The organism is Gemmiger sp. An120 (assembly GCF_002160955.1).
GTDB classification, from domain to species: domain Bacteria; phylum Bacillota; class Clostridia; order Oscillospirales; family Ruminococcaceae; genus Gemmiger_A; species Gemmiger_A avium.
In genome coordinates this window covers 1-19519 of the sequence record NZ_NFLN01000033.1, presented here as the reverse complement: position 1 = coordinate 19519, position 19519 = coordinate 1, and the positions used below count along the sequence as shown (strand labels likewise).

The 19519-nt window shown below is 59.8% G+C and carries 13 protein-coding genes and 1 tRNA gene; 13 read left to right on the top strand and 1 reads right to left on the bottom strand.

Annotated features, from left to right (window positions below):
- Nucleotides 1–124: 124 nt before the first annotated feature.
- Both B5E65_RS15415 and B5E65_RS15410 read left to right on the top strand, forming a co-directional pair.
- Nucleotides 125–200: transfer RNA gene (locus B5E65_RS15415), tRNA-Lys, on the top strand.
- A gap of 413 nt (nucleotides 201–613) precedes the next feature.
- The gene (locus B5E65_RS15410) at nucleotides 614–1546 is read left to right on the top strand and encodes a M23 family metallopeptidase (protein WP_242957589.1); all 933 of its coding nucleotides are present in this window, start codon (nucleotides 614–616) and stop codon (nucleotides 1544–1546) included.
- A gap of 100 nt (nucleotides 1547–1646) precedes the next feature.
- On the opposite strand, the gene B5E65_RS15405 is transcribed toward B5E65_RS15410, so the two are convergent.
- On the bottom strand, nucleotides 1647–2645 hold the full coding sequence (locus B5E65_RS15405) for a LacI family DNA-binding transcriptional regulator (RefSeq protein ID WP_087172650.1): 999 nt from the start codon (nucleotides 2643–2645) through the stop codon (nucleotides 1647–1649).
- Nucleotides 2646–2900: 255 nt separating this feature from the next.
- Here B5E65_RS15405 and B5E65_RS15400 point away from each other — a divergent pair, with 255 nt between their 5' ends.
- The 11 genes from B5E65_RS15400 to B5E65_RS15350 all read left to right on the top strand — a co-directional run bounded on the left by B5E65_RS15400 (nucleotide 2901) and on the right by B5E65_RS15350 (nucleotide 19501).
- Nucleotides 2901–4085, top strand: a complete 1185-nt coding sequence (locus tag B5E65_RS15400; protein WP_087172649.1) for an extracellular solute-binding protein — start codon at nucleotides 2901–2903, stop codon at nucleotides 4083–4085.
- Between the two features lie 67 nt (nucleotides 4086–4152).
- Nucleotides 4153–5532, top strand: a complete 1380-nt coding sequence (locus B5E65_RS15395; protein WP_087172648.1) for a carbohydrate ABC transporter permease — start codon at nucleotides 4153–4155, stop codon at nucleotides 5530–5532.
- Nucleotides 5533–5535: 3 nt separating this feature from the next.
- Nucleotides 5536–6402 carry a sugar ABC transporter permease gene (locus B5E65_RS15390; protein ID WP_087172647.1) on the top strand — a complete coding sequence of 289 codons (867 nt, stop codon included), beginning with the start codon at nucleotides 5536–5538 and terminating at the stop codon, nucleotides 6400–6402.
- 39 nt (nucleotides 6403–6441) lie between these two features.
- Nucleotides 6442–8370 (top strand): type I pullulanase, encoded by a 1929-nt coding sequence (gene pulA / locus B5E65_RS15385; RefSeq protein WP_087172646.1) that lies wholly within the window; start codon nucleotides 6442–6444, stop codon nucleotides 8368–8370.
- A gap of 16 nt (nucleotides 8371–8386) precedes the next feature.
- Nucleotides 8387–10348 carry an amylo-alpha-1,6-glucosidase gene (locus tag B5E65_RS15380; protein WP_087172645.1) on the top strand — a complete coding sequence of 654 codons (1962 nt, stop codon included), beginning with the start codon at nucleotides 8387–8389 and terminating at the stop codon, nucleotides 10346–10348.
- 8 nt (nucleotides 10349–10356) lie between these two features.
- Nucleotides 10357–12618 carry a glycogen/starch/alpha-glucan phosphorylase gene (locus B5E65_RS15375; protein ID WP_343286409.1) on the top strand — a complete coding sequence of 754 codons (2262 nt, stop codon included), beginning with the start codon at nucleotides 10357–10359 and terminating at the stop codon, nucleotides 12616–12618.
- 10 nt (nucleotides 12619–12628) lie between these two features.
- Nucleotides 12629–14104, top strand: coding sequence for a 4-alpha-glucanotransferase (malQ, locus tag B5E65_RS15370; RefSeq protein ID WP_087172643.1), 1476 nt, complete (start codon nucleotides 12629–12631; stop codon nucleotides 14102–14104).
- A complete protein-coding gene (locus tag B5E65_RS15365) occupies nucleotides 14101–15816 on the top strand; it encodes a glycoside hydrolase family 13 protein (protein ID WP_087172642.1) in 1716 nt (571 codons plus the stop codon). Before malQ ends, B5E65_RS15365 begins: the two co-directional genes overlap by 4 nt.
- A gap of 27 nt (nucleotides 15817–15843) precedes the next feature.
- The gene (locus B5E65_RS15360) at nucleotides 15844–16569 is read left to right on the top strand and encodes an HAD family hydrolase (RefSeq protein WP_087172641.1); all 726 of its coding nucleotides are present in this window, start codon (nucleotides 15844–15846) and stop codon (nucleotides 16567–16569) included.
- Nucleotides 16570–16613: 44 nt separating this feature from the next.
- On the top strand, nucleotides 16614–18242 hold the full coding sequence (locus B5E65_RS15355) for a glycoside hydrolase family 13 protein (RefSeq protein WP_087172640.1): 1629 nt from the start codon (nucleotides 16614–16616) through the stop codon (nucleotides 18240–18242).
- Between the two features lie 230 nt (nucleotides 18243–18472).
- Nucleotides 18473–19501, top strand: a complete 1029-nt coding sequence (locus tag B5E65_RS15350; RefSeq protein WP_242957588.1) for a family 4 glycosyl hydrolase — start codon at nucleotides 18473–18475, stop codon at nucleotides 19499–19501.
- The last annotated feature ends 18 nt before the right edge of the window (nucleotides 19502–19519 follow it).

Here is a 19519-nt window from a genome sequence, read left to right as displayed (position 1 = left end):
CCGAACACAGTAGTTAAGCTCTGTCGTGCCGAAGATAGTTGGTTGGAGACGACCCGCAAAAATAGGTAGGCGCCGGCTTTCTCTTTTACCCAAAAACGGGCCGCACACAGCGGCGGCCCCATATGCGCTTCTAGCTCAGTTGGTAGAGCAGCTGACTCTTAATCAGCGGGCCCAGGGTTCGAGTCCCTGGAAGCGCACCAAAAGCAAAGGGTCACCCATTTGGGTGGCCCTTTGCTTTTGGTATGTTTGCCTGGGGCCCGTACTCCATCGGACCGCTGAAGCGGGTCCTGGGTGCCCCGGAGGCGAGCGCCGCCAGTGGCGGATGCAGCGAGCCGGAGCGGGCTGGGCAGCGGCGCAGAGCGATGCGAGCGCGTGGTAACGCGCGATGTCAGCGCGACACGCCGCAACCGGATGAGTCCCTGGAAGTGCACCAAAAAGAGCCAACAACGTAAGTTGCTGGCTCTTTTCTTTTGTTGTCACTGTGTATAACAGGGAAGATGGACTGTTGCCAATTATGTCAGTCCTTTTTCTTTTTCCAGTATTCCAACACTTGAATGGTCAGAGAAACGGAAGCGTATATCGTGCCACCAATGAGGGAGAGCAATAAAAGCAATTGCTTAACGAAGAATATCGGGACCAACTAGAAGAAATTGAGGACAGCACAGAATATGACCGCCAGGAGATCGAGTCAAACGATGGCAGTTATGCTATCGCGTGGCAGGATGTTCTGGCGGTCTTTGCTTCTCAAACGGCGGGCGATGCCAACGGTGCCGCTGTTGCCTACCTGGATGCGGATAATGTGGATCGTCTGCGCACGGTGCTGTGGGATATGAATGAATTGGACTGGCGTACCGAAACACAAACCAGTGAGGTGGAGCAAACCAATGAGGAGGGCGAATCGGAAACCGTGATGATTACAGAAACAGTGTTGATCATCGAACTGACCCACCACACCCCGGAGAAAATGCGGGAAACCTATCGCTTCACAGACAGACAGAACGAATATCTGACACTGCTTTCCGATGAAGATAACGCAACTCTTTGGGGGGGACTGCTGGGTGGTTTTGTGCAGGGAAGTGGGGATGTCATGACGCCCGGTATGGATACAGTTTTCGCGGATGGCGTTCTGCAATGGCCGTTACCGATTGCGGGTACGATTACTTCGCCGCAAGGCTATCGTACCGATCCTATCACAGGAGAAATCAGCTACCATAGCGGTACTGATATCGCAGCCCCGGAAGGTACACCTATCCTTGCTGCCGCAGATGGCACCGTGACCATTGCCAACGCCACTGATAGTTGGGGTGGAAGCTACGGGTACTATGTCAAGATCGACCATGGCAGCGGACTCACGACCTTGTATGCCCATTGCTCCAGTATCTGTGTTACAGCGGGGCAGCAGGTGAAATCCGGACAGGTCATAGCATATGTGGGGCAAACTGGGAGGGCGACAGGGCCGCATTTGCATTTTGAGATCCAAGGGGGCGCAAATGTGAATTGGTTATTGGGATATAAATGGGAGAAAAGTATTGGAAAGTATATTTGATACAAAAAACTCGCACCGCTACAAAGTCGGGCGAGATTTTATATGCGCCGAAAACAGCTTCCAGCAAGGGTCTGACATAATGTATCTGTCTTTTTGTGTTTTACGGGTGCTCTTTTGGAGCTGCAGTAGATTGACGAAGGATTAATTGGGCATGGAGCAGCAGGGTGCTGATGGGCACCCCGGCCAACAGGCTGGAAAGAGCGTAAAAGCCGCTTTTGCCCAGCTGGGTGCGGTCCTGGCGGATGGTGGTCAGCGGTGGCATGGTGTAGGAACACAGGGGCAGGTCGTCAAAGCCGATGATGCTCAGATCCTGGGGGATGCGGATGCCCAGTTCCAGGCAGTGGAGCATCACCGTATGGGCCAGCAGGTCATGGCTGCACAGAATGGCCGTTACATTCTGCTTGAGCAGGGTAGGCAGATGCTTTTGCAGGCATTCCGAGAAGAAATAATCGCTGCCCGCCAGGTGAGGGTCATCCGGCAGATCGTTTTTGCGCAGCGCGTGGAAAAAGGCGCTGTACCGGGCCTGGTTTACATAAGAACCCAGCCCGCCGCTGAGATAGCCGATGCGGGTGTGCCCCAGGCTGCGCAGGTGGGCCACCGCCAGGTCCATGCCCTCGGCGTTGTCAACACCCATATAACAAGTGTAGGGGTTGGCTTTGATGTAGTTGTCCAGCAACACGGCGGGGGTGTGGGCAGTCTGTAGGTCGTGCAGCCATACGTCCGAAAGGGACAATCCCAGGAACAACGCTCCGGCATAGTTGTGTTTGAGCATATACTCGTCGTAGCGGGTGCGCTTCTGGGTTTTGTCGTCCAGAGGGACCACCTCCACCAGATACCCAGAAGGCTCCGCCGCTTTGCGGAATCCTACCACAATATCGTAGCCGAAATCGTTGGGCTCTTGGCAGGACATGTTCTCGATAAAGATGCAAAGGGTCTTGGCGTCCCGCTTGTGGAGGGTGCGGGAATAACCCATCTCCACAGCGGTCTCCAAGATGGATTTTCGCAATGTTTCGCTAACGTCTGTCGCACCGTTCAATGCCTTGGAGACCGTCCCTTTGGAAACATTTAATTTTTCCGCGATATCTTGAATGGTGACCATACATATTCTCCGCTGTTACTCTGTTTTTTATCTGTATTATACCCTCAATTCGGGCAAAAGGCAATCACCAGTAGCGGAAAGGTTCGTAAGGTGGTTTCGCATTGTTTCGCTGTGCTGTGAAAAAGCACAATTTACCCTTTGCTTGGTTGTGAAGAAAGCAGAAAAAACTGCGGTTTTTCTGGAAAGTCTTGATTCTGATGGGGGAGGAGTGTATAGTGAATGTAGCGAAACAAAACGAAACAATGAGGAGTAAGCATGCACAAGAAATCGTTACGACTTGCCGCGGGCCTGTGTGCGGCGGGACTTTTGCTGGCAGGCTGTGGTCCTGTGTCCGGCGATAGCGGCGCTGAAAAGATTCGTCTGATGGTATGGTCCCCGTCGGAGGACCAGTCCAAAGACAGCGGCCAGTGGCTGCAGACCTGCTGCGAGAACTTTGCAGCCCTGCACCCGGAGTGGGACATCACCTTTGTGTATGGTGTGTCGGACGAAGCTTCGGCGGCGGGGGCGGTAGCTCAGGACCCCGAGGCCAGCGCCGACGTATTCATGTACGCCAATGACACCCTGACCATTATGACCGATGCCAACGCCCTGGCCAAGTTCGGCGGCATCTATGCCGAGGAACTGCAGGCCACCAACAGCGAAACGCTGCTGGACTCCCTGACGCTGGACGGCAACATCTACGGTGTGCCGTTCACCACCAATACCTGGTACATGTACTATGACAAGAGCGTCTTTACCGAGGAGGACGTGAAAAGCCTGGACACTATGCTGGAAAAAGGCGTGGTCAGCTTCCCCTTCGTGAACTCCTGGTACCTGCCGGCGTTCTACTTCGGCAACGGCTGCACCCTCTTCGGGGACGGCACCCAGGAGGAACTGGGCGCCGACTTCGGCGGGGAGAACGCCGTGGAAGTGACCGAGTACTTGGTGGATCTGGCATCCAACCCCAACTTCAAGATCGACCAGGACGGTTCCGGTCTGGCGGGATTGCGGGACGGCAGCATCAACGCCATCTTCTCCGGCTCTTGGGATGCGGCGGCGGTACAGGAGATCCTGGGCGACGATATGGGCGTGGCGGCCCTGCCCACCTACACCCTGAACGGGGAGGAAAAGCAGATGTACGCATACGCCGGGTCCAAGGCCATCGGCGTGAACACCGCCACCAAGTATATGAAAGCCTCGGTGGAGCTGGCCATGTACCTGGGTTCTGCCGAAGCCCAGCGGCTGCACTATGAACTGCGCAACGTGATCCCCTGCAACACCGAACTGAACAGCGACCCTGAGATCGCGGCGGACCCGGTGGTCCAGGCCCAGAACGATACCTTTGACCGGACCTCCATCCTGCAGCCTTTTGTGGCGGCCATGAACAACTGCTGGACCCCGGTGGAGAATATGGGCAAGGCCATCCGCAACGGCAGCGTGACCAAGGAGAACGCCGCCTAACAGACCAAGGCCATGAATGACGCCATGAACAGCGACGGAATCTGAGCAGCGCGTGAGGTGGAAAACAATGAATATCTTAAACGCAAAACAAACCAAGGGCTATTCCCCCTATACCTGCCTGGCGGCCCTGGGGCAGGGCGATACGACCACCCGGCTTTCGGCGGTGGTCATGGGCCTGGGCAGCATCTGCCACGGGCAGGTGGTCAAAGGCATCCTCTACCTGGCGGCGGAGCTGGGGTACCTGGCCTTTATGGTGCGGTACGGCCTGCATAACCTGGCCATGCTCATCACCCTGGGCGAGGTGGAACAGCAGGAAGTCTGGGACGAAGCCCAGCAGGTCTACCTGTATGTGCAGGGCGACCAGTCCGTGCTTTTGCTGCTTTACGGTGTGGCCACCCTGCTTTTGACGCTGGTCATGTTCCTGATCTGGCGCGGCAGCCTGAAAAGCGCCTACAAGGCCCAGTGCCTGCAGCAAAAGGGCAGCCATGTGAACACCTTCCGGGAGGACCTGACCACCCTGCTGGACGACAACATCTACCGGCTGCTGATGACGCCGCCCATGTTCTTCATCACGGCGCTGACCATTCTGCCGCTGATCTTCATGATCTGCATGGCCTTTACCAACTACAGCAAGATCGACAACCATCTGGTCCTGTTCGACTGGGTGGGGCTGGAAAACTTCGCCGCCCTGTTTGACTCCAACAGCATCCTGGGCAGCACCTTCTGGTCGGTCCTGGTCTGGACGCTGGTCTGGGCAGTGTTTGCCACCTTTACCAACTACATCTTCGGCATGCTGCTGGCGCTGCTCATCAACCGCAAGGATACCCGCGCCAAAGGCTTCTGGCGGTTCTGCTTCGTATTGTCCAGCGCGGTGCCCATGTTCGTTTCGCTGCTGATCATGCGCACCATGCTGCAGCCCAACGGCGCCGTCAACGTGCTGCTGCGCAGCCTGGGCCTTATTGCCCCGGACGCCAGCCTGCCTTTCTTCACCGATCCTACCTGGGCCCGGGTCACCGTCATCGTCATCAACATCTGGGTGGGCGTGCCCTACACCCTGATGCAGCTGACCGGCGTGCTGCAGAGCATCCCGGCGGAACTGTACGAAGCCGCCAAGGTGGACGGCGCCGGTCCGGTGCGCACCTTCTGCAGCATTACGCTGCCCTACATGCTCTACGTAACCACCCCCTACCTGATTGCCACCTTCACCGGCAACGTGAACAACTTCAACGTCATCTATCTGCTGTCCGGCGGCGACCCGGTCACCAACCTGGCTTCCGCCGCAGGCAGCACCGACCTGCTGGTCACCTGGCTGTACAAGCTGACCATCGACAAACAGTACTACAATGTGGGCGCTGTGGTCGGCATCATGACCTTCATTATCCTGTCGGTGGGCGCCCTGTTCAGCTACCGGCGCAGCAAGTCTTATAAAGAGGAGGGCGGTTTTTAAGCCATGAAACAGTACAAGAGTGCAAAAGCCATCCGTCGGCGCAACAATATCCTGATCCACAGCCTGCTGGCCGTGCTGGCAGCCATCTGGGTGTTCCCGGTGCTGTGGGTCATTATGACCAGCTTCCGGGCGGAAAAAGGTTCCTACGTTTCCACCTTCTTTCCCAAAAGCCTGACCCTGGACAACTACATCAAACTCTTTACCGACACCACCATCCTCAACTTCCCCCAGATGTTCATGAATACCCTGATCATCGCCATCTGTTCCTGCATTTTGTCCAGCTTCTATGTGCTGTCGGCGGCTTTCTGCCTGTCCCGCATGCGGTTCAAGATGCGCAAGCCCTACATGAACATGGCTATGATCCTGGGCCTGTTCCCCGGCTTTATGTCCATGATCGCCGTTTACTTCATCCTCAAGGCCATCGGCCTGACCGAGGGTTCCCTGATCCGGCTGGCGCTGATCCTGTGCTATTCCGGCGGCGCGGCCCTGAGCTTCCAGATCGCCAAAGGCTTCTTTGATACCATGCCCATGGCCCTGGACGAGGCCGCCCGCATCGACGGCTGCACCCGTTGGCAGATCTTTACCAAGATCACCCTGCCCCTGAGCAAGCCTGTTATCGTTTACACCGTGCTTACCGCCTTCATCGGCCCCTGGGTGGATTTCATCTTTGCCAAGGTCATCTGCCGCGCCAACTCCGACCAGTACACCGTGGCCATCGGCCTGTGGAAGATGCTGGAAAAAGAGTACATCGACAGCTGGTACACCAGCTTTGCCGCCGGTGCGGTGCTCATCTCTATCCCCATTGCGATTTTGTTCCTGAAACTGCAGAAATATTACGTGGATGGCATGTCGGGCGCCGTCAAGGGCTGATCTCCCGGCGGCCGACCCTGCCAGAGGAGTGTTCCCTGTATGGATTTCAACAGCCCCCAATTTGCCCGGCAATACCACTATGACGGCGGCGACCTGGGCGCCCGCCTGACCGACACCGGCACCCGGTTCCGCCTGTGGGCCCCCACGGCCCAGCGGGTGCAGCTGCGGCTTTACCCCGAAGGGGTGGTTTCGGACCCGCTGGAATGTGTGGAGATGGAACCCCAGGACCGGGGCGTCTGGTACTACGAAACACCCCGGCGGCTGGCGGGTGTTTACTACGACTTTGCGGTGACGGTGGACGGCGTGACCCGCACCACCGCCGACCCCTACGCCCGGGCCTGCGGCTGCAACGGCGGCCGCAGCATGGTGGTGGACCTGCCCGCCACCGACCCCGAGGGCTGGCAGCAGGACAAGGCCCCCGCCCGCCAGGCGGAGGATATCATCTACGAAGTGCATGTGCGGGAATTTTCCTGGGACGAAAGCGGCGGGTTCCCGCAGGCGTACCGGGGCAAGTACAAGGCATTCACCTGTACCGATACCACCCTGTACGGGGACGGGCAGCACCCCACCGGCCTCGGCTACCTGCGGCGGCTGGGGGTGAACTACATCCAGCTGATGCCGGTGTTTGATTACGGCTCGGTGGACGAAGCGGCCCCCGATGCCTCCTTCAACTGGGGGTACGACCCCGTCAACTACAATGTGCCGGAAGGCTCCTATTCTCTGGACCCCCGGGACGGCGCTCTGCGCATCCGGGAACTGAAAGAGCTGGTCCAGTCGCTGCACCGGCAGGGGTTTCGGGTGATTATGGATGTGGTGTACAACCACACCTACCACCGGGATTCCTGGCTGGAACGCACGGTGCCCGGCTACTACTACCGCCACCGGCCCGACGGCAGCTGGTCCGAAGGGTCCGGCTGCGGCAACGACCTGGCCAGTGAGCGCTCCATGTGCGGCCAGTATATTCTGGACTCGGTGCTCTATTGGGCCGGGGAATACCACATGGACGGTTTCCGCTTTGACCTGATGGGCCTGCTGGACACCGACCTGATGCAGCGCATCCGCGCCGCATTGGATGCCCGCTACGGCCGGGGAGAAAAACTGGTCTTTGGTGAACCCTGGGCCGCCGGCCCCACCGCCTGCAAACGGGGGACCCGGCTGGCGGGCAAAAAGAGCCTGCCCACCCTGGACCCGGAGATCGGCGCCTTCTGCGACGCCGTGCGGGATGCGGTCAAAGGCAGTGTACAGCACACCCGAAGCGCCGGTTTTGTCAACGGCGGCCGCGGCAAAGAGGGGGCCGTGGCCCAAAGTCTGACGGCCTGGTGCCCCGGCGGGCGGGGCTTCCATACGGCGGCCCCCACCCAGACCATCACCTATGTGTCCTGCCATGACGATGTGACCCTGTGGGACAAACTGGTGGATACCCTGGACCCCCGGCGGCGCTACGACGAAGGCACACCCCGGGTGCTGCGGGCCAACCGGCTGGCGGCAGCGGTCTACATGACCTGCCAGGGGCGGCTGTTCCTGCTTTCGGGCGAGGAATTCGGCCGTACCAAGCAGGGCCAGCGGGACACCCACAATGCGCCCATTACCCTGAACCGGCTGGACTGGCAGCGGGCCTGGGACCACCGGGACCTGGTGGACTGCTACCGGGGCCTGATGGCGCTGCGCAAGCAGCTGCCCGCCCTGTGCGACAAGAGCGCCGGGGCCGCCCGGCGGCTGCTGCGGGTAGAAACTCCCGCCCCCCGCTGTGTGACGGCGCTGCTGGACAATACCGGCAGCCGATGGGGGCAGCTGTACCTTGTATACAATGCCTCGGGACAGGCATATACCTGTACACCGGACGGCGAGGACTGGCAGTGCCTGGCCGATGGAGAAACCACCTTTGGCTGGCAGCAGCCGCAAACCGCCCCCACCTTTACGGCGGCGCCCGGCACGGCCCTGATTCTGGGCAAACCATCCCAACTGTGAGAAAGAAAGAGATACCATGCGTTTTGTGTTTGGCAAACAGGACCTGGCAGACAGCGCCCGCAGAGCGGAGCACTGCTTTCTGCTGACCAACGGGCTGGGGGGCTTTTGCTCCCAGACCCTTACCGGCGGGGCTGCCCGCAATGACCACGCCCTGCTGATGGCCTGCACCCGGGCCCCCAATGTGCGGTGGAACATCGTCCATCGGGTGGAGGAGGAACTGACCCGGAACGGGGCCGCTACCCATCTTTCCACCCAGACCTTTGCCAAGGGCAGCCCCGAGGAAGGTTGGCAGAACCTTTGCTTTGCCCAGGTGGACGGCCTGCCCCGGTGGGTCTACCAGTGGCAGGGGGTACAGGTGGAAAAAGAACTGGCCATGGACTGGGAACAGAACACCGTGGCTCTGCGCTATCAGCTGGAAAATCCCGGCGATACCCCCTGCACCCTGACGGTGACCCCCTGGCTGCAGTTTGTACCCAAGGGCAAAAACCTGCGCAAGACCCAGACCTTTACCCTGCGGGGCAACCGGGTGACCGCTGCCGGGCTGGACCTGACGGTGCGCACCAACGGGCAGCTGACCCCCTGCCCCCTGGGCTGGCAGACGCTGTACTACCCCTGCGATGCACCGGACGGCCGGCGCAAAACCGGCCTGACCGCCGCCTGCCTGCAGGTGGTATGCACCGTGGCCCCCGGCAGCCGTCAAACGCTGGATCTGGTGTTCACGCTGGAAAAAACAGCGCCCCCGGCAGCCCGGGTGCTGCGGCAGGCCGACAGGCGCTGCCGCCTGTGGGAACGGCAGGGCGGGTTCCGGGCCACGGCGGCCCGGCAGCTGGCCCAGGCCGGGGCAGCGTTCATCGCCCGGCGGGACTCCACCGGCGGCAAGACCATTCTGGCAGGCTACCCCTTCTTTGAGGACTGGGGCAGGGATACCATGATCGCCCTGCCGGGCTGTACTCTTTCCACCGGCCGCTATGCCGAGGCCAAAAGCATCCTGGAAACCTTTTTGCAGTATGAGCAGGACGGCCTGATGCCCAATCTTTTCCCGGAAGGCAAAACCGCTCCCATGTACAACACGGTGGACGCGGCGCTGCTTTTTATCCGGGATGTGTGGCTCTACGCCCGCTACACCGGAGATCTGGACTTTGTGCGCCGGGCCTGGCCGGTGATGGAGCGCATCGTGGCAGCCTACCGGAGCGGTACCCGGTTCGGCATTCACATGGAACCGGACGGCCTGATCGCCGCAGGGCAGGGGCTGGATCAGGTGACCTGGATGGATGTGCGCATCGGGGAGATCCTGCCCACCCCCCGCCACGGCAAACCGGTGGAGATCAACGCCTACTGGTACAACGCCCTGCGGATGCTGGCGGAACTGGCCGCCACCCTGGAGCTGGACGGACGGGACTACGCCGCCCTGGCCGACCGTGTGCGGGAAAGCTTCCGGGCCGCCTTCTGGCGGGAGGAAGCAGGCTGCCTGCGGGATGTTATTTCCGGCACCGGGCAGGATGAACAGATCCGCTGCAACCAGATCTGGGCCGTAGCCCAGCCCTTCCCGCTGCTGGACCCCGGGCAGGAAGCCCGGGTGGTGGCCACGGTTCAGCGGGAACTGTACACCCCGGTGGGGCTGCGCACCCTGGCCCCCGGGGACCCGGCCTTCCACCCGGTGTACGGCGGCCCCCAGAAAGAGCGGGACCTGGCCTACCACCAGGGGACGGTGTGGCCCTTCCCCCTGGGTGCCTTTTACCTGGCCTACCTGAAAGTGAATGGCCACAGCGCCGCCGCCCGGCGGCAGGTGGCCCACTGGCTTACCGCCCTGGAACCCGCCCTGCGGGAGGGCTGCGTGGGCCAGCTGCCCGAAATCTACGACGGCGAAAACCCCACCGCCTCCCGCGGGTGCTTTGCCCAGGCCTGGAGCGTGGGCGAACTTTTGCGGGTGTACGAGGCACTGGAACGCTCCGTGACGGATTTTTTTGATCATAAGTGAGGGAAAGTATGATGGAACAGAGACTGCAGGAAATCCTGAACGAACAGTTTGGCAAAACCCTGGACACCGCCGACAGCCGCCAGGTCTACCAGGCGCTGATGCTGTTTACCAAAGAAAAGATGGCGGCTCTGCCCAAGACCACCGACGACCGCAAATTGTACTATGTATCGGCGGAATTTCTCATCGGCAAACTGCTGAGCAACAACCTCATCAACCTGGGCCTGTTTGAGGAGGCCAAAGACCTGCTGGCCCGCCACGGCCACGAACTGACCGCCATTGAGGAGGCGGAAAACGAACCCTCCCTGGGAAACGGCGGCCTGGGACGGTTGGCGGCCTGCTTCCTGGATTCCATTGCCACGCTGGGCCTTTGCGGCGACGGCGCCGGGCTGAACTACCACGACGGCCTGTTCTACCAGAAGCTGGAAAACCACAAGCAGAAAGAAGAAAAGAACCCCTGGATCACCCCCCAGAGCTGGCTGACCGATACCGGTGTGCGGTTCACGGTGCCTTTCGGCGGGTTCAGCCTGAACTCCATCATGTACGACATTGCGGTGCCCGGCTACAACGGCCAGTGCAACGCCCTGCATCTGTTTGACGTGGATACGGTGGATGAATCCCGCATCGGGGAGGGCATCTCCTTCGACAAGAGCGATATTCCCCATACCCTGACGCTCTTCCTTTACCCTGATGACAGCGACGACGCCGGGCGGCTGCTGCGTGTCTATCAGCAGTATTTCCTGGTGAGCAGCACGGCCCAGCTGATCCTGAAAGAACTGGCTGAACGGGGCTACACCCCCGATACCCTCCATGAGCATGTGGCGGTGCAGATCAACGATACCCACCCCACCATGATCATTCCAGAACTGATCCGCCTGCTCACCGAGCAGGGCATGTCCATGGACGATGCCGTGCGGGAGGTCAGCCTGACCTGCGCCTACACCAACCACACCATTCTGGCCGAAGCCCTGGAAAAATGGCCCATGGACTTTATGCGCCGGGCGGTGCCTCAGCTGGTGCCCATTATTGAGGAACTGGACCGCCGCGCCAAGGCCGTGAGCAGCGACCCCCGTGTGGCCATTCTGGACGACCAGGACCGGGTACACATGGCCCACATCGATATTCACTACGGGTACAGTGTCAACGGTGTGGCAGCCCTTCATACCAAAATTCTGGAAGAATCGGAACTGCGGTCCTTCTATGAACTTTATCCCGAAAAGTTCAACAACAAGACCAATGGCATTACCTTCCGCCGTTGGCTGCTCCACTGCAACCAGCCGCTGGCTGCCTATATCGAGAGCCTCATCGGCCCCGGTTTCAAGGCGGATGCCGATCAGCTGGAAAAACTGCTGGCCTACCGGGACGATCCCCAGGTGCTGCGCACCCTGCGTGCCATCAAAAAGCAGAACAAGGAGGAACTGTCCCGCTATCTGGAATCCACCCAGGGCATCGTGCTGGACACCGACTCGGTGTTCGATGTGCAGGTCAAGCGCCTGCATGAGTACAAGCGCCAGCAGATGAACGCCCTCTATGCCATTTACAAGTACCTGGAGATCAAGGCAGGCCGCAAACCGGCCCGCCCCGTGACCATGATCTTCGGCGCCAAGGCGGCCCCCGCCTACACCATCGCCAAGGATATCATCCACCTGATTCTTTGCCTGGCCGACCTTATCGACCATGACCCTGAGGTCAGCCCCTGGCTGAAAGTGGTCATGATCGAAAACTACAACGTGACCAAGGCGGCCAAGGTCATTCCCGCCTGCGATATCTCGGAGCAGATCAGCCTGGCCTCCAAGGAGGCTTCCGGCACCGGCAACATGAAGTTCATGCTCAACGGCGCTGTGACCCTGGGTACCCGTGACGGCGCCAATGTGGAGATCGCCGACCTGGTAGGGGAGGAGAACATCTACTGCTTCGGCAAAAGCTCCGAAGAAGTCATCCGCCTCTATGCCGAAAATGCCTACCACCCGGCGGAATTCTACGACGGCGACCCCGATATTGCCCGGTTGGTGGACTTTATCGTGGACAAAAAGATGCTGCGCATCGGCGATGTGGAAAGCCTCTGCCGCCTGTACAAGGAATTGATCAGCAAGGACTGGTTCATGACCCTGCTGGATGTGAAGGAGTACATCGCTGTCAAGGAGCGGATGCTGGCCGACTACGAGGACGAAGCTGTCTGGAGCCGCAAGGCCCTGGTGAACATTGCCAAGGCAGGGTTCTTCTCCTCCGACCGCACCATTGCCGAGTACAACCGTGATATCTGGCATCTGTGAGGTGACGCCCATGTGCGTACAACAAAAAGAAACGGGCATTCTGCTGGCAGTATCCTCTCTGCCGTCGCCCTATGGCATCGGCGACCTGGGCCCTGCGGCCCGGGCCTGGCTGGAACTGTTGGAGCAAAACGGCGTGACCATCTGGCAGATCCTGCCCCTGAACCCCACCGGCTACGGCAATTCCCCCTACCAGCCCTATTCCTCCTGTGCGGGGGATGAAATGTACCTCAGCCTGGAGGAGCTGGCCGCCCAGGGACTTTTGCCGAATCTGCCGGAAGCCTTTCCGCTGCCCGCCGGCCATGTGGACTATGAGGCCGTGCGCCGGTACAAGGAACCGCTGCTGCGCGCTGCCTGGCAGGCTTTTGTGCCCGACGAGGACTACCGGGCCTTTGCCGCCCGGGACTGGGTACGGGACTACGCGGTGTTCCGGGCTTTTAAAAAGGAAAACGACAACCGCTGCTGGCTGGAATGGCCGGAATGGCAGCGCACCTGGCCCGAAAACCGGGCCGGGGACCTGACCCCCTACCGGGAAGAGATGGAGTACCAGACCTTCCTGCAATACCAGTTTGCCCGCCAGTGGCAGGCGGTACGGGCCGCTGCTGCCGCAAAAGGCATCCGCATCATGGGGGATGTACCCTTCTATGTGGGGGTGGACTCGGTGGACGTCTGGGCCGGGAAGGAAAACTTCCTGCTGGACGCCGACGGCCGCCCCGCCTGGGTGGCCGGGGTGCCGCCGGACTATTTCAGCGCCACCGGCCAGCGGTGGGGTAACCCCATCTATGACTGGGGCCATTTGCAGCAAACCGGGTTTGATTTCTGGGTGCGGCGCATCGGGTACAACAAACAGCTCTTTGATGTGATCCGCATTGACCATTTCCGCGCCTTTGATACCTACTGGAAGATACCCGCATCCTGCCCCACCGCCATGGAAGGGGATTGGATCGAGGCCCCCGGCTACGCGGTGCTGGACACCCTTTACCGGGAACTGCCCGGCCTGGAACTGGTGGCCGAGGACCTGGGAGACCTGCGCCCGGAGGTGCTGGCCCTGCGGGACCACTACCGCCTGAAAGGCATGAAGGTGCTGGAATTTACCCTGGATACTGCCGGCAAACAGGCCCGGGATACCGGGTCCCAAAGCGAAAACCTGATCTGTTATACCGGTACACATGATAACGCCACCCTGCTGGAATGGTACAACAGCCTGACCGTGGCCGCCCGGCGCAAGCTGCGCCGCTGGCTGCGGCGGCAGGGCTTCGGCACCGGCACGGTGGTGCAGCGGCTGGTGCGGTGCGCGTTGGCATCCCCGGCGCGCTGGACGATTTTGCCGGTACAGGATATACTGGAACTGGACGCCAGCGCCCGGATGAACACCCCCGGCACCGTAGGCTCCCCCAACTGGGAGTGGCGGCTGTCTGACCTGGACCGGGCCGCGGCCGCCCTGCACGCTTACCGGCCGCTGATCCTGCAACGGAGGAATATGGTATGAATTTTGCCGCGGTTTTTCACAGGGCCCAGGCACCCTGGAGCTATGCCTTGAACGCCGACGAGCTGGTGCTGCGCCTGCAGACCGGCCCCGAGGTGGAACGGGTCTTCCTGCACTGGGGCGACCCCTTTGAGGCGGGGATTCTGGGCGGGGCCGAGCGCTGGCACGGCCAGTGCCGGGAACTGACCGACCCCCAGCCCCTGGACCATGCCCTGTGGTGGACTGCGGTGATCCGCCCGCCCTACAAGCGGTGCCGCTACCATTTTGAACTGCACAGCGGCGGGCAGGTCTGGCTGTACGGCGAGGACGGTTTCTGTACCCCTGACCGGCAGGACGGAACACACCCGGCGGGCTTTTACCAGCCCTGGATGAACCCAGCCGATATCCCGGCGCCCCCTGCCTGGGTGCGTGATACTGTCTGGTACCAGATCTTCCCCGACCGGTTCTGCCGCAGCAAGGGCAGTGCCAACCAGACCCCCTGGCGGGAAGGCCCCGTGACCAACAGGGAACGTTTTGGGGGCGACCTGCCCGGCATCTGCGAAAAGCTGGACTATCTGGCCTCCCTGGGCGTCAGCGGTCTGTATCTCAATCCCATCTTTGCGGCGGACTCGGCACACCGGTACGACACCCGGGATTATACCCGGGTGGACCCCGACCTTGGCACCAACGCCGATTTAAAACAGCTGGTGGAACAGGCCCATACCCGGGGCATCCGGGTCATGCTGGATGCGGTGTTCAACCACTGCGGCCCCCACTTTGCCCCCTGGCGGGATGTGATGGAAAAAGGCCCCGACTCTCCTTACTGGGACTGGTTCATGGTCAACCGCTGGCCGCCGGAAGCAGCCCCGGGCGGTACCCGGGACGGACGGTATTTTTCCTTTGCCTTTGCGGCGGATATGCCCAAGCTGAATACCAACAACCCCGCCGTCATCGACTGTTTCGGTACCCTGTGCGAAAGCTGGGTGCGGGATTACGGCGTGGACGGCATCCGCTTTGATGTGGGCAACGAAATCTCCCACCGGATGCTCAAGGAACTGCGCCGTCGGGTGCGGGCCATCCGTCCCGATGTCTACCTGCTGGGGGAGATCTGGCACGATGCTTCCCCCTGGCTGGAAGGGGACGAGTACGACGCTGTGATGAACTACCCCCTGCAGCAGGCGGTGAAGGACTTTTTTGCCGACTCTGCCCGGACGGCCGGGGAACTGGCAGAGCAGCTTTACCGCTGCCTGCACCTTTACCGCTGCCAGACCACCGAGGTGCTGTTTAACCTGATGGATTCCCATGATACCGACCGGCTGTTCACCCGTTCGGGCAGTGAGGATGCCTTTTTCCAGCAGCTGGCGCTGCTGTTCACGCTGCCCGGCAGCCCCTGCATCTATTACGGTACCGAGGTGGCTCTGCCCGGCGGCCATGACCCGGACTGCCGCCGCTGCATGCCCTGGGACAAGATGAATACCACCGAAAACCAGCAGAGGATCGATCAGCTGCGCCGTCTCATCGCCCTGCGCCGCACCCTGCCCGAACTGCGGGACGGCATGCCGGTGTTCCGGCAAGCCCCCGGGGCCCGGCAGGTGTGGTACTGCCGGGGCAGGGTGGAGGTACTGCTCAACGCCGGAAATACACCCTGGGAACTTTGCCCGGAAAAAGAGATCCTGTTTGAACGTGGTCTGACCGGGAACCGGCTGGCCCCCGGCGGGATCTGCATCCGGCGCTGATGTTGCCGGCCCCACAAGGAGAAGCCAATGAAAGACATGGAAGTGGTCTTTTTTGATCTGTACGGAACCCTCATCCGAATCCATACGGACGAGGAGGATTTGACCCGGGTGTGGCGGCCCCTGTGTTATCTGTACGGGTACTATGGGGCATCCTACACGCCCGGAACACTGCGTGCCGCTTATCGGAGGGAAATCTCCCGGCAGGAGGCAGCTGCCCAGGCCGCTACCGGCAAAAGGCTGGTGGAAATTCGTCTGGAGCAGGTGTTTGGGGCGCTGTTCGCCCAAAAAGAGGTGGCATCGGTTCCGCCCTCCGTTCTTGCCGAGGTGGGGCGGATGTTTCGTGCCTGTTCCACCGATGTATCGAAACTGTACCCCGGAGCGGGTAGCCTGTTGGATGCACTGCGCGGTGCAGGCAAGCGGGTCTTTCTGCTGTCCAACGCCCAGCGTCTGTTCACCGAGCCGGAAATGCGCCGTCTGAGGTTGTGGGATCGATTCGATAAAATTTTTATCTCTTCGGATCACGGTGTCAAAAAGCCGGACCTGGACTATTTCCGTCTGGCGCTGCAAGCGGCGGGGGTGCCGCCCCGGAATTGCCTGATGGTTGGCAACAGTCCCGAGGACGATATGGCCCCTGCCCGGGCACTGGGAATCCGAACCTGTTTTCTCAATACCGACGGTGTAACACCGCCGCCCTGCGATTTATACTGCGACGGTGCCGACTATGCCCGCCTTTTGCGGGAGGTTCTGGCGTAAAGACCGCCTTACAATGAGTGCCTTTTGGGCACAGGAGGAAGCGTATGCTTGACAAGACAAAAAAAGACTGGTGGAAATCCGCCGTCGTGTACCAGATTTATCCCCGCAGCTTTCAGGATACCACCGGCAGTGGTGTGGGGGATATTCCCGGCATTGTCCGGCGGTTGGATTATCTGCAGACCCTGGGGGTGGATGTGATCTGGCTTTCCCCGGTATTCGCGTCACCTCAGGTGGACAACGGATATGATATCTCGGATTATCGGGATATTGACCCGCTGTTCGGCACGCTGGAGGATATGCGCACTCTCATACGGGAGGGCAAGCGCCAGGGTATCGGCATCATGATGGACCTGGTGCTCAACCATACTTCCGATCAGCACCGTTGGTTCCAACAGGCCCGCCAAAGTCGGGAAAATCCCTACCATGATTATTATGTCTGGCGGGATGGTACCCCCGACCAGCTGCCCAACGATATGCAGGCGGTGTTTGGCGGCCCTGCCTGGGAGTGGGTGCCTGAGGTGCAGCAGTATTATTTCCACCAGTTTGCCCCCCAGCAGCCCGACCTGAACTGGGAAAATCCGGCTCTGCGGCGGGAAATTTATGATATGATCCTGTGGTGGATGGACCAGGGGGTGGAAGGCTTCCGCCTGGATGTGATCGACCAGATCGCCAAGGAACCGGACCGCAAAATCACCAACAACGGCCCGCGCCTGCATGAATTCTTGCGGGAACTCAGCGCCGAAACCTTCCAGAAAGGCTGCCTGGTCACGGTGGGCGAAGCCTGGGGCGCAGACATCCCCCGGGCCAAACTGTACAGTGCCCCCGACGGCAGCGAGCTGTCCATGGTGTTCCAGTTTGAGCAGATGTGTCTGGACCAGCAGCCCGGCAAGGAAAAATGGGACCTGGCACCCCTGCCTTTTGTCAAGATGAAGCAGAGCTTTGCCCGCTGGCAGCGGGAACTTCATGGCTGCGGCTGGAACAGCCTTTTCCTGGACAACCACGATCTGCCCCGCATCGTCTCCCGCTGGGGCAACGACGGGCAGTACCGGGGCCGTTCCGCCAAACTGCTGGCCACCATGCTTCACGGTATGCAGGGTACGCCCTATATCTACCAGGGCGAGGAACTGGGTATGACCAACATCCAGCTGCCCATAGAGCAGTACCGGGATGTGGAGATTCATAACCTCTATCATAAGCGGATGGCCGAAGGGTACCCGGAAGCGGAAGTTATGGCCTCCATCTACGCCAAAGGGCGGGATAATGCACGCACGCCTATGCAGTGGGATGATACCCCCAACGCCGGATTTACCACCGGCACCCCCTGGCTGCCGGTGAATCCCAACTATACCACCGTCAACGCCGGGGAGGAACTGGCCGCCCCAGATTCGGTGTTTGCCTATTACCAGAAGCTCATTTCCCTGCGCAAACAGTACGCGGTCTTTGTGGATGGTGACTTTACCTTGCTGGAAGAGGAGCATCCCCGCTTGTTTATCTATGAGCGGGCACTGGGGGCGGAGCAAATGCTGGTGGTGTGCAACTTCGGCGACGAAGCCACCCCCTGGACTGTGCCTGAAAATTGGTGCGGCGCCCGGGTTCTGATTGAAAACTGTACCGCCACCCCCGATACTTTGCAGCCCTGGGAGGCAAGAATTCTCTACAAAGTTAACCGATAATTGTAGGATAACAATTTCGCGCAAAGCAAAATCAATTGCAAAAGGTAAATTGTTGACTTGGCGGCTTCAAAGCTGTAAAAGTTGCCAGCGCTGTTTTCTCCCCATAAGCCAAACCGACGGAAATGTGAAATGGCATCTCCATCGGTTTGGCTTTTAGTAGTCAGGAATTTAGGTTTTGAGCACCCTTGCAAAAGCTTCTTTTGCGTTGGAACGTGAGCAGACACTATGGTATGCGAACCATCTTCCCCATGATTAAGGTCATTGACGATGTGGAAAAGTACGCCAAACCCAGCTATTGGATTCTCTTTTACTCTAATCCCGCTTCCATTGTATCGGAAGCCTGCCGCAAGCTGCGTCCCAATGCCCGCATTATCAATATCTGCGATATGCCCATCGCCATCATTGATGTGGTCGCTGCAGCCATGGGCATCAAGGATAAGAAGAATATTGTCTATGACTGCTACGGACTTAACCATTTCGGCTGGTTCACTTCCATCGAGTACAAGGGCGAGGACTTGATGCCCAAACTGCGGGATTACATCATGGAACACGAGATCCTTCTGCCCGCAGCCTACCTGGCAGACAAAAAAGCTCTGACTGGTTCCGGTGAAGGCAACCGCCATACCAAGGACAGCTGGTACTATGTGTGGAAGGGCGTTTACGAAATCATGAAGAATTTCCCGGACACCCTGCCCAACACCTATTTGAACTATTATCTGCAGCAAAAAGAGTTCGTGGAACATTCCAGCGCCGACCATACCCGCGCCAATGAGGTCATGGAAACCCGTGAGAAGAATCTCTTCGACGGTATTGACAAGTACCTGGCTACGGGCGAGATTACCGAAGACGTGTTCTATGCAGGCAGCCACGGCGACTGGATTGCCGATCTGGCCATTGCCCTCAAGAACGATACCAAGGCTCGTTTCCTGGTCATTACCGAGAACCGTGGTGCATTGCCGAATATGCCCTATGATGCCATGGTGGAAGTGCCCGCCTACATTGGTAAGAAGGGCCCGGAGGTCATTGCGCAGGACAACATTCCCCTGTTCCAGCAAGGCCTGATGATGCAGCAGCTCAACTGCGAAAAGCTGCTGGTGGAAGGTTGCATCGAGGGTTCCTACCAGAAGGTGCTGGAAGCCTTCCCCCACGGGAAACTGATCGTTTCCCCTGGGGCGGCTTCGCCGTTCGCGCTGCGCGCTCCGGTTCAGCTCGCAGGGACTCTCGGCCTGACCGACCTTCCACCGGAAGGTCGGTCTTAACGGCCTCGTCTGGAAGCG